Here is a 17,933-nt window from a genome sequence, read left to right on the forward strand (position 1 = left end):
CCTATTGCGGCCCTTGGACATCGCCCAAAACCGCTTTCATCGCTCATCAATTGCGCACCGGGGCTTGTACCTCGCCCCGCTTCCCGTCACCTTGCCATTAACGAACCGGATTTGAAAGTGAATCGAGGATTTTCATGCCTGCACCTCGCCTAAGTGTTGTTGTCACGCGACGCCTGCCCGAAACGGTCGAAACCCGAATGAAAGAACTGTTCAACGTCGAGTTGCGCGATCCCGACACCCGCATGACCCGCGATGAACTTGCCGCCGCCATGCGCCGCGCCGATGTTCTGGTCCCTTGCGTCACCGATCAGATCGACGCGGGCCTGCTGGCCGCCGCCGGCGACAAGCTGAAACTCATCGCCAATTACGGCGCAGGCATCGACCATATCGACGTGGCCTCGGCCCGCCAACGCGGCATCCTTGTGTCCAACACGCCGGGCGTTGTCACCGATGATACCGCCGATATGACCCTCGCCCTGATCCTCTCGGTCACCCGCAAAATCCCCGAAGGGTTGGCCGAAATGCAGGCCGGTAAATGGCAAGGCTGGGCACCGATGGCCCATCTGGGGGGCCGCATCGGGGGCCGCCGTCTGGGCATCTTGGGCATGGGCCGCATCGGCCAAGCGGTCGCGCGCCGCGCCGCCGCCTTTGGCATGCAAATCCACTACCACAACCGCAAACGCCTGCGCCCCGAGATCGAAGAGGCGCTGGACGCCACCTATTGGGAAAGCCTCGACCAGATGGTCAGCCGGATGGACATCATCTCGATCAACTGCCCCCACACGCCGTCCACCTTTCATTTGATGAACGCGCGCCGCCTGAAACTGATGAAACCTTCGGCGGTCATAGTTAACACCTCGCGCGGCGAGGTCATTGATGAAAACGCCCTGACCCGCGGCTTGCGTGCAGGTGAAATCGCAGGCGCGGGCCTTGATGTGTTTGAACACGGCCACGAGGTGAACCCCCGCCTGCGCGAACTCCCCAACGTGGTGCTGCTGCCGCACATGGGGTCGGCCACTGTCGAGGGGCGTGCGGAAATGGGTGAGAAGGTTATTATAAATATCAAGACCTTCTCCGATGGCCACCGCCCACCGGATCAGGTCGTGCCAGGGATGCTGTAACGTCGCCGCTGTGTGAAACAGGGGCCACTCCCGCCACTCAACGCCTTTTGCCTAGCGGCAAAAAGCGCCTCAAGGTGGGCCGCGCCGCCCCTGCTAGGCGCGGCGGTCAGTTCGGCCACGGCGATGCAGGTTACGCAAAACGTCCGATGTGTCTAAATGGCACTGCGGGCGACATCAGCGTCCCGTATGCGCCCCATTCAGAAACAAACTCCGCCGGTTTTCTTTGACATAAGTCCAGGCAATAAATCGGCTGGTTTTTTGCCCCTGCGCCATTTCGACCACTTTAAACTCCGTAACCCCAGCTTTGCCTAAAATTTTACTAAGCGGCCGCAGGTTATCTTTTTTCGACACCAATGAGGTGAACCACAGGCATTGTTCGGCGAATTCTATGCTTTGTTCAACCATACCAGCGATAAACTTAATCTCGCCTCCCGGACACCAAAGCTCGGCGTTTTGACCGCCAAAATTAAGGTTTGTTGACGGCCCTTTGCCAAGGTTAACCCATTTGCGCGTGGTGCCTTTGTTTGCCTGTTCGATGGACGCATGAAAGGGCGGGTTGCACAGCGTCACATGAAAAAAATCGCGGGAATCGATCACGCCTTTGAACGTATTTTCAGCGTTGTTTTGCCGTCTCAGGCTGATCTTCAAGCTGTTGAATTTGCAAATCTGCTGTGCCGATTTGATCGCGGCGGGGTCCACATCGACGCCGGTAAAGTGCCAGCCATATTCGCTTTGGCCAATAAGCGGGTACACAAGGCTTGCACCAGTGCCAATATCCAAGGCTTTGATACTGCGCCCGCGCGGGATGTCTTGGACGTTGTTGCTGGCCAGCAAGTCCGCCAGATAGTGGATGTAATCGGCACGACCTGGGATCGGTGGGCAGAGGTAATTGGCAGGGATATCCCAGAAATCGACATTGTAATACGTCTTCAGCAGCGCCCTGTTCAGCATACGAACCGCCAATGGATCTTGAAAATCAATCGTCGTCTGCCCGACAGGATTGCGGGTCGTAAAGGCGTCAAGCTCGGGTAAATCCGCCACCAAACGCGGAAAATCATACCCTGCTTTGTGTTGGTTGCGGGGGTGTAACTCGGTTTTGGTGGCCATGAGGAAGCCTTCATTCAAGGGGGCGACGGGGGCGTGCCGAAGTGTTGGCTGATCTTACCTTCCCCTGCATGAATAGTAAAATTGATAGGGGGTTAGACGAGAATGGCACTCAAGGTCTTTTGCTGAAAGTCGGTCCTGCGAAAATTTCCAAAAAAGGCGTAGGCTGTGCATCTGTTGCGCACCTTTCTTAAACCCGTCACCCCCCGCGTACGCATTAAAATTCAGTTAACGAAAAACCAAAAACCATTCTAAATCAACAGATTAAAAAAATGTCCGCGCGCGGTCATTCCCGCGTACACACCCCTAAAACCGCGTTGGCAAACAGGCCTCAATCGCCGCCTGCGGGGCCCGCCCCGCCACCAAATCGGCCACCATTCCGGCCGTTACGGGGGCCAAAGTCAGCCCGACATGGCCGTGCCCATAGGCATGAATAATCTCCGCCCCCCCTCGGCTCGGCCCGATCACAGGCAAGCTATCGGGCATCGAGGGCCGGAACCCCATCCAGTCCCGATCAGGCTGGCCCAAGTCAGGAAAAAACGCCCGCGCGCCCTCAATCAGTTTCTCAATTCGGTGGCGCGCGGGCGGGGCCGTCAGCCCCCCCAATTCCACCGTCCCCGCCACCCTCAATCGCCCCTGCATCGGGCAGAAATAGAACCCCCGAGAGGTCGGGCAGCATGGCCGCGTCAGCCTCGGCGCCTCCATATCCCATTCGACATGATAGCCCCGTTCCGTATCCAGCGGCACCCTATCACCCGCCTGCCGCGCCAGATCTTTGGAATGCGCACCTGCCGCAATTATCACCCGCCGCGCGGTCAAATTCAGCCCTGTCCCAGTCAAACTGACTCCGCTGACCTGCCGTTCCAAACGGTCAACCTTGGCCACAATATGCCCCACCCCGCCCGCAAAGGCGGCCTTGGCCAGCAAGCCCATCATCTGCCCCGGATCAGACATAAACACCGCCTTGGGGAAATAGGCAGCCCCCCCCTGCAGCACAGGCAAGCCCGGCTCCATCGCGGCGGTTTCGGCCTCATCGAGCATCTCAACCGACACGCCAAGATCACGCCGAAAGGCAAGATCGTTTCGTGCCGCCTCGGCTCCCGCGCGGGTCTCATAAAGATAAAGACAGCCCTTGCGCTGCATCAGCCCTTCGCCGCCGATCTTGGCGGCCAGTTCCTCCCACCCCGGCAGTGCGCCTGCCATCAATCCCGCGATTGCGACCGCATTTCGCCGCGCCGCGCCGGGTAAGGATTGCCTCGCAAACCGAACCAACCACGGGGCCAAACTTGGCAACGCGGCCTGACGTATCGAGAGGGGGGAGTTGCGATCAAACAGCAGCGAGGGCAGGGACCGCAAAACATCGGGCGAGCCTACGGGTTGGATGGCATAGTCCGCGATCGTACCTGCATTGCCATAGCTGGCCCCCGAGCCAGGCGGGGCTGGGTCAATGACCACCACCTCGCGCCCCTCAGTGGCCAAGCAGTGGGCGATGGACAAACCAATCACCCCCGCGCCAATCACCGCGATTTCAGCTGTCTGAACCATGCCCCTGCCGCCCGCTTACATGCAGGCTTGAAACAAGGCACGGGTGTTTTCGCGGGTCATTTCAACCGTATTGCCCCCACAAGACGGGTCTTCGAGAGCCATTTCGGTCAGCTCGTCCAGACGTGCCGCCTCAACCCCCATCGCGGCCAAAGTTTCGGGAATGCCCAACATTTCGCGCAGGTCCATCACAGCAGCGCGGAAACCATCAAACCCGCCGCGAATGGCAAGATAGCGGGCGGCAGCCTCGATCTTTTCTTCAATCACGTGGCGGTTGAAATCGAGCACCATCGGCATCACCACAGCGTTGGTCGTGCCGTGATGGGTGTTGTAAACCGCGCCAACGGGGTGCGACAGGCTATGGATCGCGCCAAGCCCTTTTTGGAACGCAACGGCCCCCATCGCGGCTGCAGACATCATATGGGCGCGGGCGTCCAAATTGTTGGGATCAGCGTATACCAGTGGCAGATTTTCAAACACCAACCGCATCCCTTCCAGCGCGATGCCTTGGCCCATCGGGTGATAATGCGGGCTGCAATACGCCTCTAGGCAATGGGCGAGCGCGTCCATACCTGTGCCTGCGGTTATGAATTTCGGCATGCCCATGGTCAGGGCTGGGTCGCAGATCACCACCTTGGCCATCAGGCCAGGGTGCCAGATGATCTTTTTCTTGTGGGTGGCCGAGTTGGTCAGAACACTGGCGGCCCCCACTTCAGAGCCTGTACCAGCCGTTGTGGGCACGGCGATTGTGGGATGGATTTTGCTGGCATCGGCGCGGGTCCACCAATCGCCAACATCCTCCATCTCCCAGACTTCCAGCCCCGGTTTTTGATCGGCCATAAGCGCGATCATTTTGCCTAAGTCAAGCGCCGAGCCGCCACCAAAACCGATGATGCCATCATGCCCGCCTGCTTTGAAAGCTGCAATTCCGGCGGCCAAATTCGCCTCATTCGGGTTGGCATCGACATCAGAGAACATAGCGCGGCCAAAACCACCTGCATCAATAATATCAAGAGCTTGGGCGGCAATCGGCAGACTGGCAAGCGCGCGGTCGGTGACCAGCAAGGGCTTGGTGATGCCGACGGCCTTGCAATGCTGGGCCAGTTCGGAAACGCGGCCCACGCCGAATTTGATGGCGGTGGGGTAGGACCAGTTACGATTGGGGACAGAGTGGGTCATTTCGTTACCTTTTTCAGATGGTAGGATTTGGGGCGGGTAACCGAATGGAACCCAAGGTAGGAAAGCGAACCACCACGGCCCGTGTCTTTGCACCCCGTCCAGCACAGCGCGGGGTCGAGGTAGTCGCAGCGGTTCATAAATACGGTGCCTGTCTCAATCTGGGCGCCGATGGTTTCGGCAGCGTCAACATCTTTTGTCCAAATCGAACATGTCAGGCCATAGGGGCTGTCATTCATAAGGCCAATTGCTTCGGCGTCACCCGAAACTTTCATAATTCCAACAATGGGGCCAAAGCTTTCTTCGGTCATCACCCGCATGGTGTGATCGACGTTGACCAGAATTTGCGGGGCAAGATAGGCACCGCCATCATCGGCGGGGAAAAGCGCCGGGTCGATCAAGGGCTTGGCACCTGCGGCAACAGCCTCGGCCACTTGGGCGCGGACCACTACGGCAAAGCGTTTGTTGGCCATTGGGCCGATGGTGGATGACGCATCAAACGGGTTGCCAAGGATGAGGTTTTTTACCCAAGCCACTGATTTTTCGACAAAAGCGTCATAGAGGCTTTCATGCACATAGATCCGTTCAATCCCGCAGCAACATTGGCCCGCATTGAACATCGCGCCGTCCATCAAGCTGTCCACGGCTGCGTCCAGGTCGGCATCCGCGCGGACATAACCGGGATCCTTGCCGCCCAATTCCAGCCCCATGCCGGTGAAGGTGCCCGCCGCCGCCTTTTCCATCGCGATGCCACCGCCAACCGAGCCTGTGAAGTTGACGAAATTGAAGGCGCGGTTTTGGATCAGGTGTTCGGTGGTGGCATGGTCCAACACGACGTTTTGGAACACATCGGACGGAATACCCGCCGCATGAAAGGCCTGCGCCAAGCGTTCGCCCACCAGCAAGGTTTGGCTGGCATGTTTCAACACAACCGTATTGCCCGCGATCAGAGCAGGGGCCAAAGTATTGATCGTGGTCAGGTATGGGTAATTCCAAGGGGCGATGATGAACACAACGCCCACGGCGTCACGCTTTAGCTGGCGTGAAAAGCCTGCGCTGTCCTCGACGACTTGCGGGGCAAGGGCGGTTGCCGCAATACTGGCCATATAATTTGTGCGGTCATGCACGCCGCCAAACTCGCCGCCATAGCGGGTGGGGCGGCCCATTTGCCATGCCAGTTCTTCGACCAGCATCTCTTTGATTTTGTCCAACTCGGCCACGCCTGCCTTGACCAATGCAATGCGTTCGCTCAGCGGGCGTGCGGCCCACGCTTTTTGGGCGGCGCGGGCACGGGCGGCGGCGGCCACGGCCTCAGGCAGTGTCAAGGGCGTGCGCGTGGCGTAGGTGCTGCCATCAACGGGGGAAATCAGGGCAATAGGTTTGGTCATAGGATCCTCATGGGGTCGGCGTGCCATAGCGGCTGATTTCGATCAGGTTTCCGTCGGGGTCGTTGAAATAGACAGATGTAATCGCCCCGCGCGCGCCTGATTTCTGCACGGGACCTTCGACAATGGCAATCCCTGCTGCGGTAAGGCGGTCTATTACATCAGACAGAGGGCGGTCCGTCAAAAGGCACAGATCGCCCGAGCCGATGCAGGCGCGGTTGCGAACCTCTTGGCCAAGGGTTTGCAGGTTGATTTTCTGATCGCCCACCCGCAGTGCCAAACGACCCGCGCCAAAGGTTATGGGTTCCAAGCCCAAGGCGCGGGCAAAGAATTCCACCGATGCCTGAGGCGAGCGGACCGTCAGAACCAAATGGTCAATCGCGGTGATCATTCAGGCGCGTTCCATCAGGCGGGCAAGTTCGAAATCGGTGACGACGCGGTTGTGTTCCGCCACTTCCCACTTGGCGGCATGGTGATAGTGGTCGATCACATCATCGCCAAAGGCCGCGCGCAACATGGTAGAGCCGTGCATCCGTGCCGCAGCATCGTCCAGCGTACTGGGCAAGGTGCGGGCGTTTTCGGCGGCATACATATCGCCGGTCAGTTCCGGTTCCAGCGGCAGCTTGCGCGTGATGCCGTCAAGGCCCGCGGCCAGTAGTGCCGCCATCGCCATATAGGGGTTCAAATCGGCCCCCCCGATGCGGCATTCGACGCGCACGCCTTTGGTGCCTTCGCCACACACGCGGAAACCGGCGGTGCGGTTATCACGGCTCCACACGGCTTTGGTGGGTGCGAACATGCCGACGGTAAAGCGTTTGTAGCTGTTCACGTTCGGCGCAAGAAAGGCGGTGATATCACCGATATGTTCTAACTGGCCTGCAAGGAAATGTTTCATCGTATCCGACATGCCATGCGGGTCGGACGCATCGGCAAAGGCGGGCTTGCCATCGGTCCAAAAGGATTGATGCACATGGCTGGAGGACCCAGCATGGCGATGGTCGTATTTGGCCATGAAGGTGACAGACCGCCCTTTGGCCCAAGCGATTTCCTTGGTGGCTTGTTTGGTGATCACATGGTTATCGGCCGTGTCCAAAGCGTCGGAATAACGGATGTTGATTTCTTCTTGGCCTGCGTCGGCCTCACCTTTGGAACATTCCACGGGGATGCCCGCGCCATAAAGCCCGTTGCGCAAGGCGCGCATGACCTCTTCTTCCTTGGTGGTCTGGAACAATTGGTAATCTTCGTTATGCGGGGAAATGGCCTGCAAGTCACGGATCTGGCCCGTGCGCTGGTGGCAATCGCGCAAACTGTCGTAGGAGTTTTCGAACAGATAAAACTCCAACTCAGTGGCCATCATCGCATCAAAGCCCATGGCCTTGGCGCGCGCAACTTGCGCCTGCAAAACGGCACGGGGCGAATGGGGGACGGGTTTGTGGGTGTGGTGATCAAGCAAGTCGCATAGCACCAATGCGGAGGCGTCCAACCAAGGGACGCGGCGCAATGTTGCCAGATCGGCCTTCATGACATAGTCGCCATAGCCCGCTTGCCATGAGGTAGACTTATAGCCTTGGACGGTATTCATTTCCATATCCGTCGCGATAAGATAGTTGCAGCAGTGGGTCTCGGCCCATGCACTGTCGAGAAAATTCTGCACATGGAACCGCTTGCCGACCAAGCGGCCCTGCATATCAACGGCGGCGACCAAAACGGTATCAATCTCGCCCTTGGCGGCGGCATCTTTCAAGGCGTCTAAGGTCAGATTTCCTGGCATGTTTCACACTCTCGCTGTCGCGTTGCAGTTCAACTTGGCTGCAGGGGGCACGCAAGGCCATTTCGCAATCCCTGACCAATTGGAAAAAAGCTAACGCGGGGCATTCAGCAAGGCTAGCCCCCAATTTAAGGATTAAGGGTGTATTTGCTAGGGACCGTGGGCAATCAGGATTCCCATCGGGTTTGATTTCTGATTCAAACTTCCCAAATGGAGGTTTGAATGAACGAGCAGCGCTTTATGGTGACGGATCGTGTATGGCAGCGGCTTGAGCCGCATTTGCCGGGAAAAGCCAGCGACGCGGGGACTACGGCAAAGGATAATCGCCTGTTCCTGGAAGCAGTTTTCTGGCGGGTTCGGACGGGTTCGCCATGGCGCGACTTGCCGCCCGCTTTCGGCAACTGGAACAGCCAGTTCCGGCGTTTCCGCCGGTGGGCCAAAGCCCGCGTATTCGAGAGTTTTTTCAACGCCATGAGCGGTGACCCCGACCTTGAGTATGCACTTATCCCCTCTCGGCAGATTGCTGCGCAATCGCCTGCCGGGCAATGGACGGCACCATCGTTCAGGTCCACCAGAAGGCAACCGGCGCAAAAGGGGGACTCAAGCTCAGGCCATCGGACGTTCGCGCGGCGGCCTGACGACCAAAATCGTTGCCTTGGTCGACGCACTTGGCAACCTGGTCCGCTTTTTGTTGCTGCCGGGTCAGGCGCACGACATGAACGGCGTCGCGCCGCTGATCCGAGGTGTCTCCTTCGGCGCACTCATGGCGGATAAAGCGTTCGATGCGAACTGGCTCTTGGAAGACCTTGATGAGCGCGGCGCAAGTGCCGTGATCCCGCCAAAAACGAGCCGCACACATCAGCGCGACTATGACGCCGAAGCTTATAAGTGGCGGCATCTGGTTGAAAACTACTTCGCGAAGATCAAGGAATTCACAGGTATAGCAACACGCTACGACAAAACCGACTGCAGCTACACAGCCACTTGGAACCTTGCAGCAACTTTGATTGCGGCAAGATGATTGTCCGCAGGCCCTAGTAGCCGCGGTCGCGGTCTACCAAATGTAGGAAGGGCTGGCCCGCCTCACCGCGGCGAATGTTATCAACGACAACGCGAGAGGCACTGTTTGGCCGCGTTTCGGCGGCAATATGGGGGGTGACGGTGACACGGGGATGGGACCAGAACGGATGCTCTTGGGGCAGGGGCTCTGTGCGGAAAACATCGAGTGTTGCGTGCCCGATTGCGCCGCTATCAAGCGCTGCGAGCAACGCCAGATCATCAATCAAATGCCCGCGCCCGGGGTTTAGGATGGCCGCGCCCGTCGCAAGAAAAGAGAGCGTTTCCATGTTCAGTATGTTCTCGGTGGCAGGTGTTTTCGGTAACAAAAGCACAACAGTTTTAGCATCGGTCAGCGCGGCCTTTAACCCGTCCGTGCCGTGATGGGTGGTCAGGCCGGGAATTTGCTTTTCCGTCCGGCTCCACCCGCGAACGGGGAAACCAACCTGCTGCAACGCGGTGGCGCAGGCCTGTCCCAACGCGCCCAAACCCATGACTGTCACGGGGCGCTCTGCTGCGATGGGGGAGCAGGTTGGCTCCCAATGACGGGACGGGTTTATGATGTGGCGATCCATTCCCAAATGGTGGCGCAGCGTGTGGCCCAGAACCCATTCCACCATGCCTGCCGTTAGTGCCGGGTCTACCATCCGGCACAAGGGCTGGGTCAGTGTCGGGTTAGCAACAACGCGTTCAACGCCAGCCCAAAGGTTCAGCACGGCTTTGCAACGGCTGAAGGGTGTGAAATCCTCAATTTCGCCACCCGGGGCGAAGATGATGTAAAACACGGCTGCGGGATCGCTGCAATCGGGGGACAGGTCTGCAATAATCCCGGCTTCTGCCAAGGCGGTCCGCAACGGAGCTTCGTAATTCTGCCAGCGCGACTGTCCTGCGGCAAAGTAAATGGTGATCATTGGCAAACCTCGTTTCGTGTTCCACAAAGGATTTAGGTATTGGAACCAAGATGAAAGCAAAAGGAACGTCTTGTATTTCATCTTGGTTCCAATACCTAAATCCCGATATTACCCCCTAGCGCGGACGGTGGATGTGCGCGCTTTGGACCAACCCGAAGGCGGCAAGCAGCACCAGCATTGAAGAGCCGCCATAAGACACCAAGGGCAGCGGCACGCCCACCACCGGGGCCAAGCCCATGACCATCAACATATTGATCGCAAAATAGAAAAAGAACGTGGCTGCGACACCAAGCGTCACAAGGCTGGCAAAACGGTCCTTGTTTTGGATCGCGCTGATAATGCAAAAAGCCAAGACCAGCGTATAGAGCATGAGCAAGGAAAACGCACCAATAAAGCCAAATTCCTCGGCCAAGGTGGTAAAGATGAAATCGGTGTGTTTTTCCGGCAGGAAGTTCAAGCGGCTCTGGGTGCCTTGCATAAACCCTCGGCCGGCCCAACCACCCGATCCAAGCGCGATTTTTGCCTGCGAGATATGGTAGCCTGCGCCCAGTGGGTCGCTTGACGGATCAAGGAACGTGTCGATGCGGCGGTATTGATAGTCTTTCAGCAGTTGCCATTCAGTTCCGCGCGTTGAGAAAACAGCCGCAACCGCCCCGCCCAGCATGGCTGCCACTGCACCGAAATAATACCAACTTACGCCAGCACAAAACATCACCACCGCCCCGCCTATCATCAGCAAAAGCGCAGTCCCCAGATCAGGCTGTACTAACACCAATGCGGTTGGAATGAGGATCAGAATAACGGGTATTAGAACCCAAAGCGGGTGCGAGGTTTTGCGAATATCCAGCCAGTCGTAATAGGCAGCCAGCAGCATAACCAACGTAATCTTAGACAATTCCGAAGGCTGCAAGCGAAGCGGGCCAAGTTCGATCCAGCGCTGCGCACCCATGCCAACTGAGCCGAAAAACTCTACCCCGAGCAGCAGTAAAAGTGACCCGGCATAGGCAAGCCCCGCCATGTTGCGCCAAAACCATATCGGCACAAAGCCAACGAAGAGCATGACCGCAACGCCCACCACAAAGCGTTTGATTTGTGGTTCTGCCCAAACCTCCATCCGGCCGCCCGCAACGGAATAAAGCATTAAAAATCCGACCGATGCGACGGCGGTCAGCAAAATGACCAACGCCCAATTTACATGCAAAATCTTGGACGCACCGGTGGGAACGGTTTTCAGGCGGTATTCGAGAAAGCTCATGCGCGGGTGCTTTCGGGGTTTTTGCCATCTGCATCGCGCAAGATCAGGTTGCGGTGCATCGTGTCGATCCGGTTGCGCTGGGCCGCCGGATAGGCGGAGGCGGGCGGGATGCCATCGCTCATTGCACGCAGCAGAATATCGCGCACAATTGGCCCCGCAACAGATGACCCGCCGCCGCCATGTTCAACCACTACAGCCGCAGCATAACGAGGCGCATCAAACGGCGCAAAGCCCACGAACAGGGCGTGATCGCGTCGGTTCCACGGCAGATCTGCGTTGCTGATCACCCCGCGCGCACGTTCGGCCGCGCTGATATTGCGAACCTGACTGGTGCCCGATTTGCCCGCCATGCGTAGCGCCTTGTCATCAATGCGCGCGGAATACCCAGTGCCGCGCTGGCTGTTGCTGACCGCGTACATGCCTTGGCGTACGGCTGCGAAAAGCTGGGGGTCCAACCCCATTTCTGGGCCTGGATCTTCGGGAACAAGAACGCCGCCAATGCTGTGAATCAAGCGCGGCGATACCGCCTTGCCCGTCGCCAGTCGTGCCGTCATCACGGCAAGCTGCAAGGGGGATGCCAGCACATAACCTTGGCCGATTGAGGCGTTGACCGTATCACCAATCACCCAGTCTTTCTTATAGCGCTCCTGCTTCCAGTTTTTGTCGGGCATCAAGCCATCGGTGATCGCAGACATCGGAATATCGTGGCGCACGCCCAGCCCCAGTTTGCGGCCCATCTCGGCAATTTTGTCGATGCCCACCTTCATCGCGATGTCGTAAAAATAGACATCACAGCTTTCCGCCAATGCGCGGTCAAGCGCCACGCGGCCATGTCCGCCACGGCTCCAGCAGTGGAACTTGCGCCCGCCGACTTCGTAATGGCCGGGGCAATTTACCGAGAAGGCCGTTGTGATCACCCCCGCCTCTAGCGCGGCAAGGGCTGTCACCATCTTAAAGGTTGATCCGGGCGGATAGGCCCCCGCCACGGATTTGTTGGCAAGCGGCGTGTGGTCGTTTTCTGTCAGGGCGTTGTAATCCTTGTGCGAAATCCCGCGCACAAACAGGTTCGGATCGAATGAGGGCGCCGAGACAATGGACAGGATATCGCCGTTATTCACGTCCATAACGACAGCCGCCGCTGATTCCGTGCCCAAACGCGCCTGCACATAGTTTTGTACATCGGCGTCAATAGTCAGTCGCAAATCGGCGCCTGCAATGCCCTCTTGGCGGCCCAATTCGCGCATCACACGGCCAACGGCGTTAACCTCGACGCGGCGATTGCCTGCTTTGCCGCGCAGGTCGTCCTCCATCCACGTTTCCACCCCGATTTTGCCGATCTGAAACTTGGGGGTTTGCAGCAAAGGGTCGGGTTCTTCCAAATTTGCCAAATCCCTTTCACTGACGGGGCCGACATAACCCACCACATGCGCGAAATCGATGTCACGAGGATAGGTCCGACTAAGGCCCACCTCGGGCGAAACGCCGGGTAGGGCGGGAGCGTTGATGGCGACCTTGGACACGTCATCCCAGTTCAAACGGTCTGACACGATTATTGGCAAGGGGCTGCGGCGGCGGGCTTCTTTCAGCGCGCGGTCAAAATCTTCGGGTGAAATCGGCAGGATGCCGGACAGACGGTTCAATACGTCTTCGACATTGCCCGCATCATCGCGGCTTATCACCACGCGGTAGTTCTGTTCGTTGCCAGCGATCAACTTGCCATTGCGGTCATAGATCACACCGCGCGCAGGTGGGATAAGGCGGATCGAAATTCGGTTATCTTCGGCAAGCAGACGAAACTCGTCCGCCTGATCGACCTGCATATGGCGCATACGTGCGCCCAAAACGGCGACCACAGCCGCCATCGACCCGCCCAAGAACAACCCCCGACGGGTGATCTTGCGCGCGCTTTCATCTGTGTCACGGGCGGACCGTCTCATAGCCGTCTCCCCATTGCATCGACTTCACCGGCTGCGGGTTTGCGCAAGTGCAAGATTACGCGCAGCAACCAGACAATCACAGGATACATCACAATTGACCCGACCGTCTGCGCAAATGCAAAGCCGAACCCCGGCTGCGTCATAAAGGCGATGGTAAAGGCAAGGCGGTAAGACAAAAGCATGGCGACCATCACCCCGGCAATCAGCAACCATTCGGCGGCAAAGCCCAATTCCCGCGTCAGCGCCGAACGCGCGCGCAGAAATTCGGTTGCCAGCACCACAAGGGCGGTCCACAACCCTGGGGGACGCATCAGCATCATATCCTCGGCCAGAACCACCACGGCGATCAAACCTGTTGGCAGATGATCAGGGCGTTGTGTGACCCATGCCAGCATAAGGCACAGCAATAGGTCGGGGCCGGGCCAATCGCCTGCAACGCTGCCCAGCGGAAGCATTTTGAAAAACAACAGGGCCAGCGCAATGGCCACAAAGCCAAGGCGATAGAGCCACACATTGTTGCGCGAATCGGTGATCATTATTGCCCCACCACAGCGGGCGCTTCGGTTTGTACCGTTGGTGCTTCGGTGACAGGGACTGCGATCAGGCTGCCTGCATCCGTGATCGGTTCCAACGCGTGGCTGCGCAAAACGCGCAAAAATTCCAGCCGTTCATAGTCGGCTGAAAGCGCCACACGCAGACGGCGGTCATTGCCTTGCACCACGGTGCCCACCAACAAACTCGCCGGAAACACCCCGCCATCGCCCGACGTGACAACCTGATCGCCCGGGCGCACAAGGTCGGGCTTTTCGATAAATTCCAGTGGCGGGCGGGCAGTATTGTCACCCGACAAAAGCCCGCGCTGGCCCGAAGGTTGTGCGACAACCGGAATGCGGCTGTTACTGTCGGTCAGCAAAATCACGCGCGAGGTGCGGTCGCCCACGCCCGAAATCCTGCCCACAAGGCCGATCCCGTCCATCGTGGCCCAGCCATCGCGCAACCCGTCGCGCGCGCCGACATTCAGCAAAACCGACTGTCGAAACGGGCTGCCGCTATCGGCCAGCACAACGCCCGTTACATGGGTCAGCTTTGGGTCCAGCCGCACTTGGTTCAAATCCATCAACCGCGCGTTTTTCTGTTCCAGCTGCAAGGCCGCTTCTTTCCACGCCTTCATCTGCTGCAACTCGCGCCGCAACTCCTGATTTTGGTCATAAAGATTTGCATAGGATTGAAAACTTTCGAACATATCGACGGTCTTTGTCACGGGCACCAGGGCCCATTCAAAGCTGGGCACCATCCGGTCGACCAAAGCAGTCCGGAACCGTTCCACGCGCGGGCTGTCGATGCGCCAAACGAAAAACAGCGCCAATAGCGCAAACACCAACACCCCAACCAAAATCCGGCGCAGAGGGCGGGTGTATTCATCCGGTGATATGCGGTTCTTTGCCACCAAAGCCTCGCGTCAAAGGGCAGGCCGTATCTTGGCCGAAATCAGCTATCGTAGTCGATAACGTGCCGAAGTTGTTTTTCGTACTCCAACGCCTTGCCCGTGCCAAGGGCCACGCAGTTCAAGGATTCGTTAGCGACCGAGATTGAAAGACCCGTCTGCTCGCGCAGCGCAAGGTCCAGATCGCCCAGCAACGCACCGCCACCCGTCAGCATCACGCCACGGTCAACAATGTCGGCCGCCAGATCGGGCGGTGTCGCCTCTAGCGCCTGCATCACCGCGTCGCAGATTTGCTGCACAGGTTCGGCCAGCGCCTCGGCCACTTGGGCTTGGTTGATCTCGGTTTCCTTGGGCACGCCGTTCAGCAAGTCGCGGCCACGGATGGTCATCGACGACCCGCGCCCATCGTCGGGCATACGCGCCGTACCAATGCTGGTTTTGATGCGTTCGGCGGTGGATTCGCCGATCAGCAGGTTCTGGTGGCGGCGCAGATAGTTGATGATCGCCTCATCCATCCGGTCACCACCCACGCGAACGGACCGCGCATAGACGATATCGCCCAGCGACAGAACCGCCACCTCGGTCGTACCGCCGCCAATATCAACCACCATGTTACCGGTAGGATCGGTGATCGGCATGCCTGCACCAATGGCGGCGGCAATCGGTTCGGCAATCAGGCCTGCACGGCGCGCACCTGCCGACAGAACCGACTGACGGATCGCGCGTTTTTCCACCGGGGTTGCGCCATGCGGCACGCAAACGATGATCTTGGGTTTGGAAAAAGTCGTGCGCTTGTGCACCTTGCGGATGAAATGCTTGATCATTTCTTCGGCGGCTTCAAAGTCGGCGATCACCCCGTCGCGCATTGGGCGGATCGCTTCAATGCTGCCCGGGGTACGTCCCAGCATCAGTTTGGCATCTTCACCAACAGCCAGCACAACCTTTTTGCCGTCCTTGGTGTGATAGGCCACAACGGACGGTTCATTCAGCACAATGCCTTTGCCCCGGATGTAGACAAGCGTGTTCGCTGTGCCGAGGTCAATCGCCATATCGGACGAGAAAAGGCTCGAAAAAAACCACATGCTGAAGCAATCCTTATAGGTAACACGCAAAGCACCCGCGACTCAGGTGTATGAGGCAGGCACTGTCTTATAGGGAGAGGCGCAAATAAGGGAAAGGGCCATGGCTGCGGCGATGCGCGTGATCTTGCCTGATGGTCAGTCCTGATGGCCTGCACAGCATGGCCCAAAGTTGCAAAAGTAGAATCGGTTGGCCCTAGAAACGTAGATTGACGGCATTTTTACGCCGCCAATGTTTGATTAGTACAGATTCAGGGCGAACAGAAAAAAGTGCGATCAGGACACGTCCTTGTAGCTGATCCCCTTGGTGTCATAGCCCATTTCCGACTTTTCCCGCCGAACGATCAGGCGGTTCAGGGCGTTCACATATGCCCGAACGGATGCGACAATCGTATCCGTATCGGCAGATTGGCCGGTTGCGATGTTGCCATCCTCCTCCAAACGGACCGAAACGGTGGCCTGCGCATCCGTGCCTTCGGTCACGGCCTGCACCTGATACAGTTGCAAACGCGCCTTGTGCGGGTACAGCATTTTGACCGCGTTAAAGGCGGCATCCACAGGCCCGTCACCCGTGGCATCTGTGGAATGATCGACCCCTTCAATGCTCAGCGTCAGCTCGGCCTCTTGCGGGCCATCGGTGCCGCAGACCACGCGCAGGCGTTTGACCTGCAAGGTGTCATGCGCGGTGTTGGTGGCACTATCTTGAACCAGCGCGATCAGGTCGTCGTCAAACACCTCTTTCTTGCGGTCGGCCAAGGCCTTGAACCGCACAAAGGCATCGTTCAACTGGTTGTCGGCCATGTCATAGCCCAGATCTTTCATCTTGGCCCGCAGCGCCGCGCGGCCCGAATGTTTGCCCAAGGGCAGGGACGTGCCCGACAGCCCCACATCCTCGGGGCGCATCACCTCAAACGTCTCACGGTTTTTCAGCATGCCGTCTTGGTGAATACCGGATTCGTGCGCAAAGGCGTTCTTGCCGACAATCGCCTTGTTATACTGCACAGCAAAGCCCGACACCGTCGCCACCCGGCGGCTGATCGCCATGATCTTGGTCGTATCAACGCCGGTGCGGTACGGCATGATGTCATTGCGGACCTTCAGTGCCATCACCACCTCTTCCAGCGCGGTGTTGCCTGCGCGTTCGCCAAGGCCGTTGATGGTGCATTCAATCTGCCGCGCGCCCGCCTCAACCGCCGCCAGCGAATTGGCGGTCGCCATACCCAGATCGTTATGACAATGGGTCGCAAAGATAATGCTGTCGGCCCCCGGCACCCTTTCCAGCAACATGCGGATCAGGGCCGCACTTTCGCGCGGCGCGGTGTACCCCACGGTATCTGGGATGTTGATGGTCGTCGCCCCCGCCTTGATTGCGATTTCCACGGTCCGGCACAGATAGTCGTGTTCGGTCCGCGTGGCGTCCATCGGCGACCATTGCACGTTATCGCACAGATTGCGGGCATGGGTCACGGTTTCATGGATACGCTCGGCCATCTGGTCCATATCCAGATTTGGAATTGCGCGGTGCAGCGGTGAGGTGCCGATAAACGTGTGGATGCGAGGGCGTTTCGCGTGTTTCACCGCTTCCCAGCAACGATCAATATCCTTGAAATTCGCCCGTGCCAGCCCACAAATCTGCGAGGTTTTGGCCAGCCGCGCAATTTCGGACACTGCCGCGAAATCACCTTCGGATGCGATGGGAAAACCGGCCTCGATGATGTCGACGCCCATCTCGTCCAGCGCCGCCGCAATCTCCAGCTTTTCGTCATGGGTCATGGTGGCGCCGGGGCTTTGTTCGCCATCGCGCAGCGTGGTGTCAAAAATCAGGACGCGGGGTTGCGTGCTTGTATCGCTCATTTGAAAATCTCTCTGAATGTTCCGTTAGCCTTTGCGTGTCGGGCGCTTGTCACCTCTGAGCGGTCGCACCCGAAGGCACGCTCAGCGGAGGCTAAGGAGGAGTAGGGCACGGGAAAACGGGGCGCTGTGCGCCGCAGGGGTCGTCGATATGATGGATTTCCATGCCATTGGGGAACTATAGCCAAGGATTTGCGATTGAAAACCCCAAAATCGCGCGGCTTGCGCAAGTTTCGGGCGGCCAATTTGCTGGAATGCGCCCTTGCTCTGCCAACAGCCTGCTCTAGTTTGCCGTGAAGAACAA

At 58.3% G+C, this 17,933-nt stretch carries 14 protein-coding genes and 1 pseudogene; 2 read left to right on the forward strand and 13 right to left on the reverse strand.

The window, feature by feature from the left end:
- The first annotated feature begins 134 nt into the window (after nucleotides 1–134).
- Nucleotides 135–1,121, forward strand: coding sequence for a 2-hydroxyacid dehydrogenase (locus G560_RS0109200; RefSeq protein WP_022704026.1), 987 nt, complete (start codon nucleotides 135–137; stop codon nucleotides 1,119–1,121).
- Between the two features lie 174 nt (nucleotides 1,122–1,295).
- Here G560_RS0109200 and rlmF read toward each other — a convergent pair whose 3' ends face one another.
- The 6 genes from rlmF to G560_RS0109230 all read right to left on the reverse strand — a co-directional run bounded on the left by rlmF (nucleotide 1,296) and on the right by G560_RS0109230 (nucleotide 8,099).
- The gene (gene rlmF, locus G560_RS0109205; protein ID WP_022704027.1) at nucleotides 1,296–2,228 is read right to left on the reverse strand and encodes a 23S rRNA (adenine(1618)-N(6))-methyltransferase RlmF; all 933 of its coding nucleotides are present in this window, start codon (nucleotides 2,226–2,228) and stop codon (nucleotides 1,296–1,298) included.
- 303 nt (nucleotides 2,229–2,531) lie between these two features.
- Entirely contained in the window at nucleotides 2,532–3,770 is a 1,239-nt protein-coding gene (locus G560_RS0109210; RefSeq protein WP_022704028.1) for an NAD(P)/FAD-dependent oxidoreductase, read from the reverse strand.
- 15 nt (nucleotides 3,771–3,785) lie between these two features.
- Complete coding sequence (locus tag G560_RS0109215) at nucleotides 3,786–4,946, reverse strand: iron-containing alcohol dehydrogenase (protein WP_022704029.1); 1,161 nt, start codon at nucleotides 4,944–4,946, stop codon at nucleotides 3,786–3,788.
- A complete protein-coding gene (locus G560_RS0109220) occupies nucleotides 4,943–6,331 on the reverse strand; it encodes an aldehyde dehydrogenase family protein (protein WP_022704030.1) in 1,389 nt (462 codons plus the stop codon). Before G560_RS0109220 ends, G560_RS0109215 begins: the two co-directional genes overlap by 4 nt.
- A 7-nt stretch (nucleotides 6,332–6,338) precedes the next feature.
- Nucleotides 6,339–6,719 carry a VOC family protein gene (locus G560_RS0109225; RefSeq protein ID WP_022704031.1) on the reverse strand — a complete coding sequence of 127 codons (381 nt, stop codon included), beginning with the start codon at nucleotides 6,717–6,719 and terminating at the stop codon, nucleotides 6,339–6,341.
- Nucleotides 6,720–8,099, reverse strand: a complete 1,380-nt coding sequence (locus tag G560_RS0109230; RefSeq protein ID WP_022704032.1) for a glutamine synthetase family protein — start codon at nucleotides 8,097–8,099, stop codon at nucleotides 6,720–6,722.
- Nucleotides 8,100–8,318: 219 nt separating this feature from the next.
- Between G560_RS0109230 and G560_RS20625 the strand changes: the two are divergent.
- A pseudogene (locus G560_RS20625) lies at nucleotides 8,319–9,117 on the forward strand (IS5 family transposase).
- A gap of 13 nt (nucleotides 9,118–9,130) precedes the next feature.
- Here G560_RS20625 and G560_RS0109245 read toward each other — a convergent pair.
- The 7 genes from G560_RS0109245 to G560_RS0109275 form a co-directional block, all read right to left on the reverse strand.
- Nucleotides 9,131–10,063: a 2-hydroxyacid dehydrogenase gene (locus G560_RS0109245; RefSeq protein WP_022704036.1), complete on the reverse strand. Its 933-nt coding sequence runs from the start codon at nucleotides 10,061–10,063 to the stop codon at nucleotides 9,131–9,133.
- Between the two features lie 115 nt (nucleotides 10,064–10,178).
- Entirely contained in the window at nucleotides 10,179–11,318 is a 1,140-nt protein-coding gene (rodA, locus tag G560_RS0109250) for a rod shape-determining protein RodA (RefSeq protein ID WP_022704037.1), read from the reverse strand.
- Nucleotides 11,315–13,255 carry a penicillin-binding protein 2 gene (mrdA, locus tag G560_RS0109255; protein WP_022704038.1) on the reverse strand — a complete coding sequence of 647 codons (1,941 nt, stop codon included), beginning with the start codon at nucleotides 13,253–13,255 and terminating at the stop codon, nucleotides 11,315–11,317. The genes rodA and mrdA overlap by 4 nt, the downstream gene beginning before the upstream one ends.
- The gene (locus tag G560_RS0109260; RefSeq protein WP_022704039.1) at nucleotides 13,252–13,791 is read right to left on the reverse strand and encodes a hypothetical protein; all 540 of its coding nucleotides are present in this window, start codon (nucleotides 13,789–13,791) and stop codon (nucleotides 13,252–13,254) included. Before G560_RS0109260 ends, mrdA begins: the two co-directional genes overlap by 4 nt.
- Complete coding sequence (mreC, locus tag G560_RS0109265) at nucleotides 13,791–14,702, reverse strand: rod shape-determining protein MreC (protein WP_028913917.1); 912 nt, start codon at nucleotides 14,700–14,702, stop codon at nucleotides 13,791–13,793. Before mreC ends, G560_RS0109260 begins: the two co-directional genes overlap by 1 nt.
- A 41-nt stretch (nucleotides 14,703–14,743) precedes the next feature.
- Entirely contained in the window at nucleotides 14,744–15,781 is a 1,038-nt protein-coding gene (locus G560_RS0109270) for a rod shape-determining protein (protein WP_022704041.1), read from the reverse strand.
- Between the two features lie 273 nt (nucleotides 15,782–16,054).
- Entirely contained in the window at nucleotides 16,055–17,632 is a 1,578-nt protein-coding gene (locus G560_RS0109275; RefSeq protein ID WP_022704042.1) for a 2-isopropylmalate synthase, read from the reverse strand.
- Nucleotides 17,633–17,933: the final 301 nt, after the last annotated feature.

This window comes from Pseudorhodobacter ferrugineus DSM 5888 (assembly GCF_000420745.1).
Lineage (GTDB): Bacteria > Pseudomonadota > Alphaproteobacteria > Rhodobacterales > Rhodobacteraceae > Pseudorhodobacter > Pseudorhodobacter ferrugineus.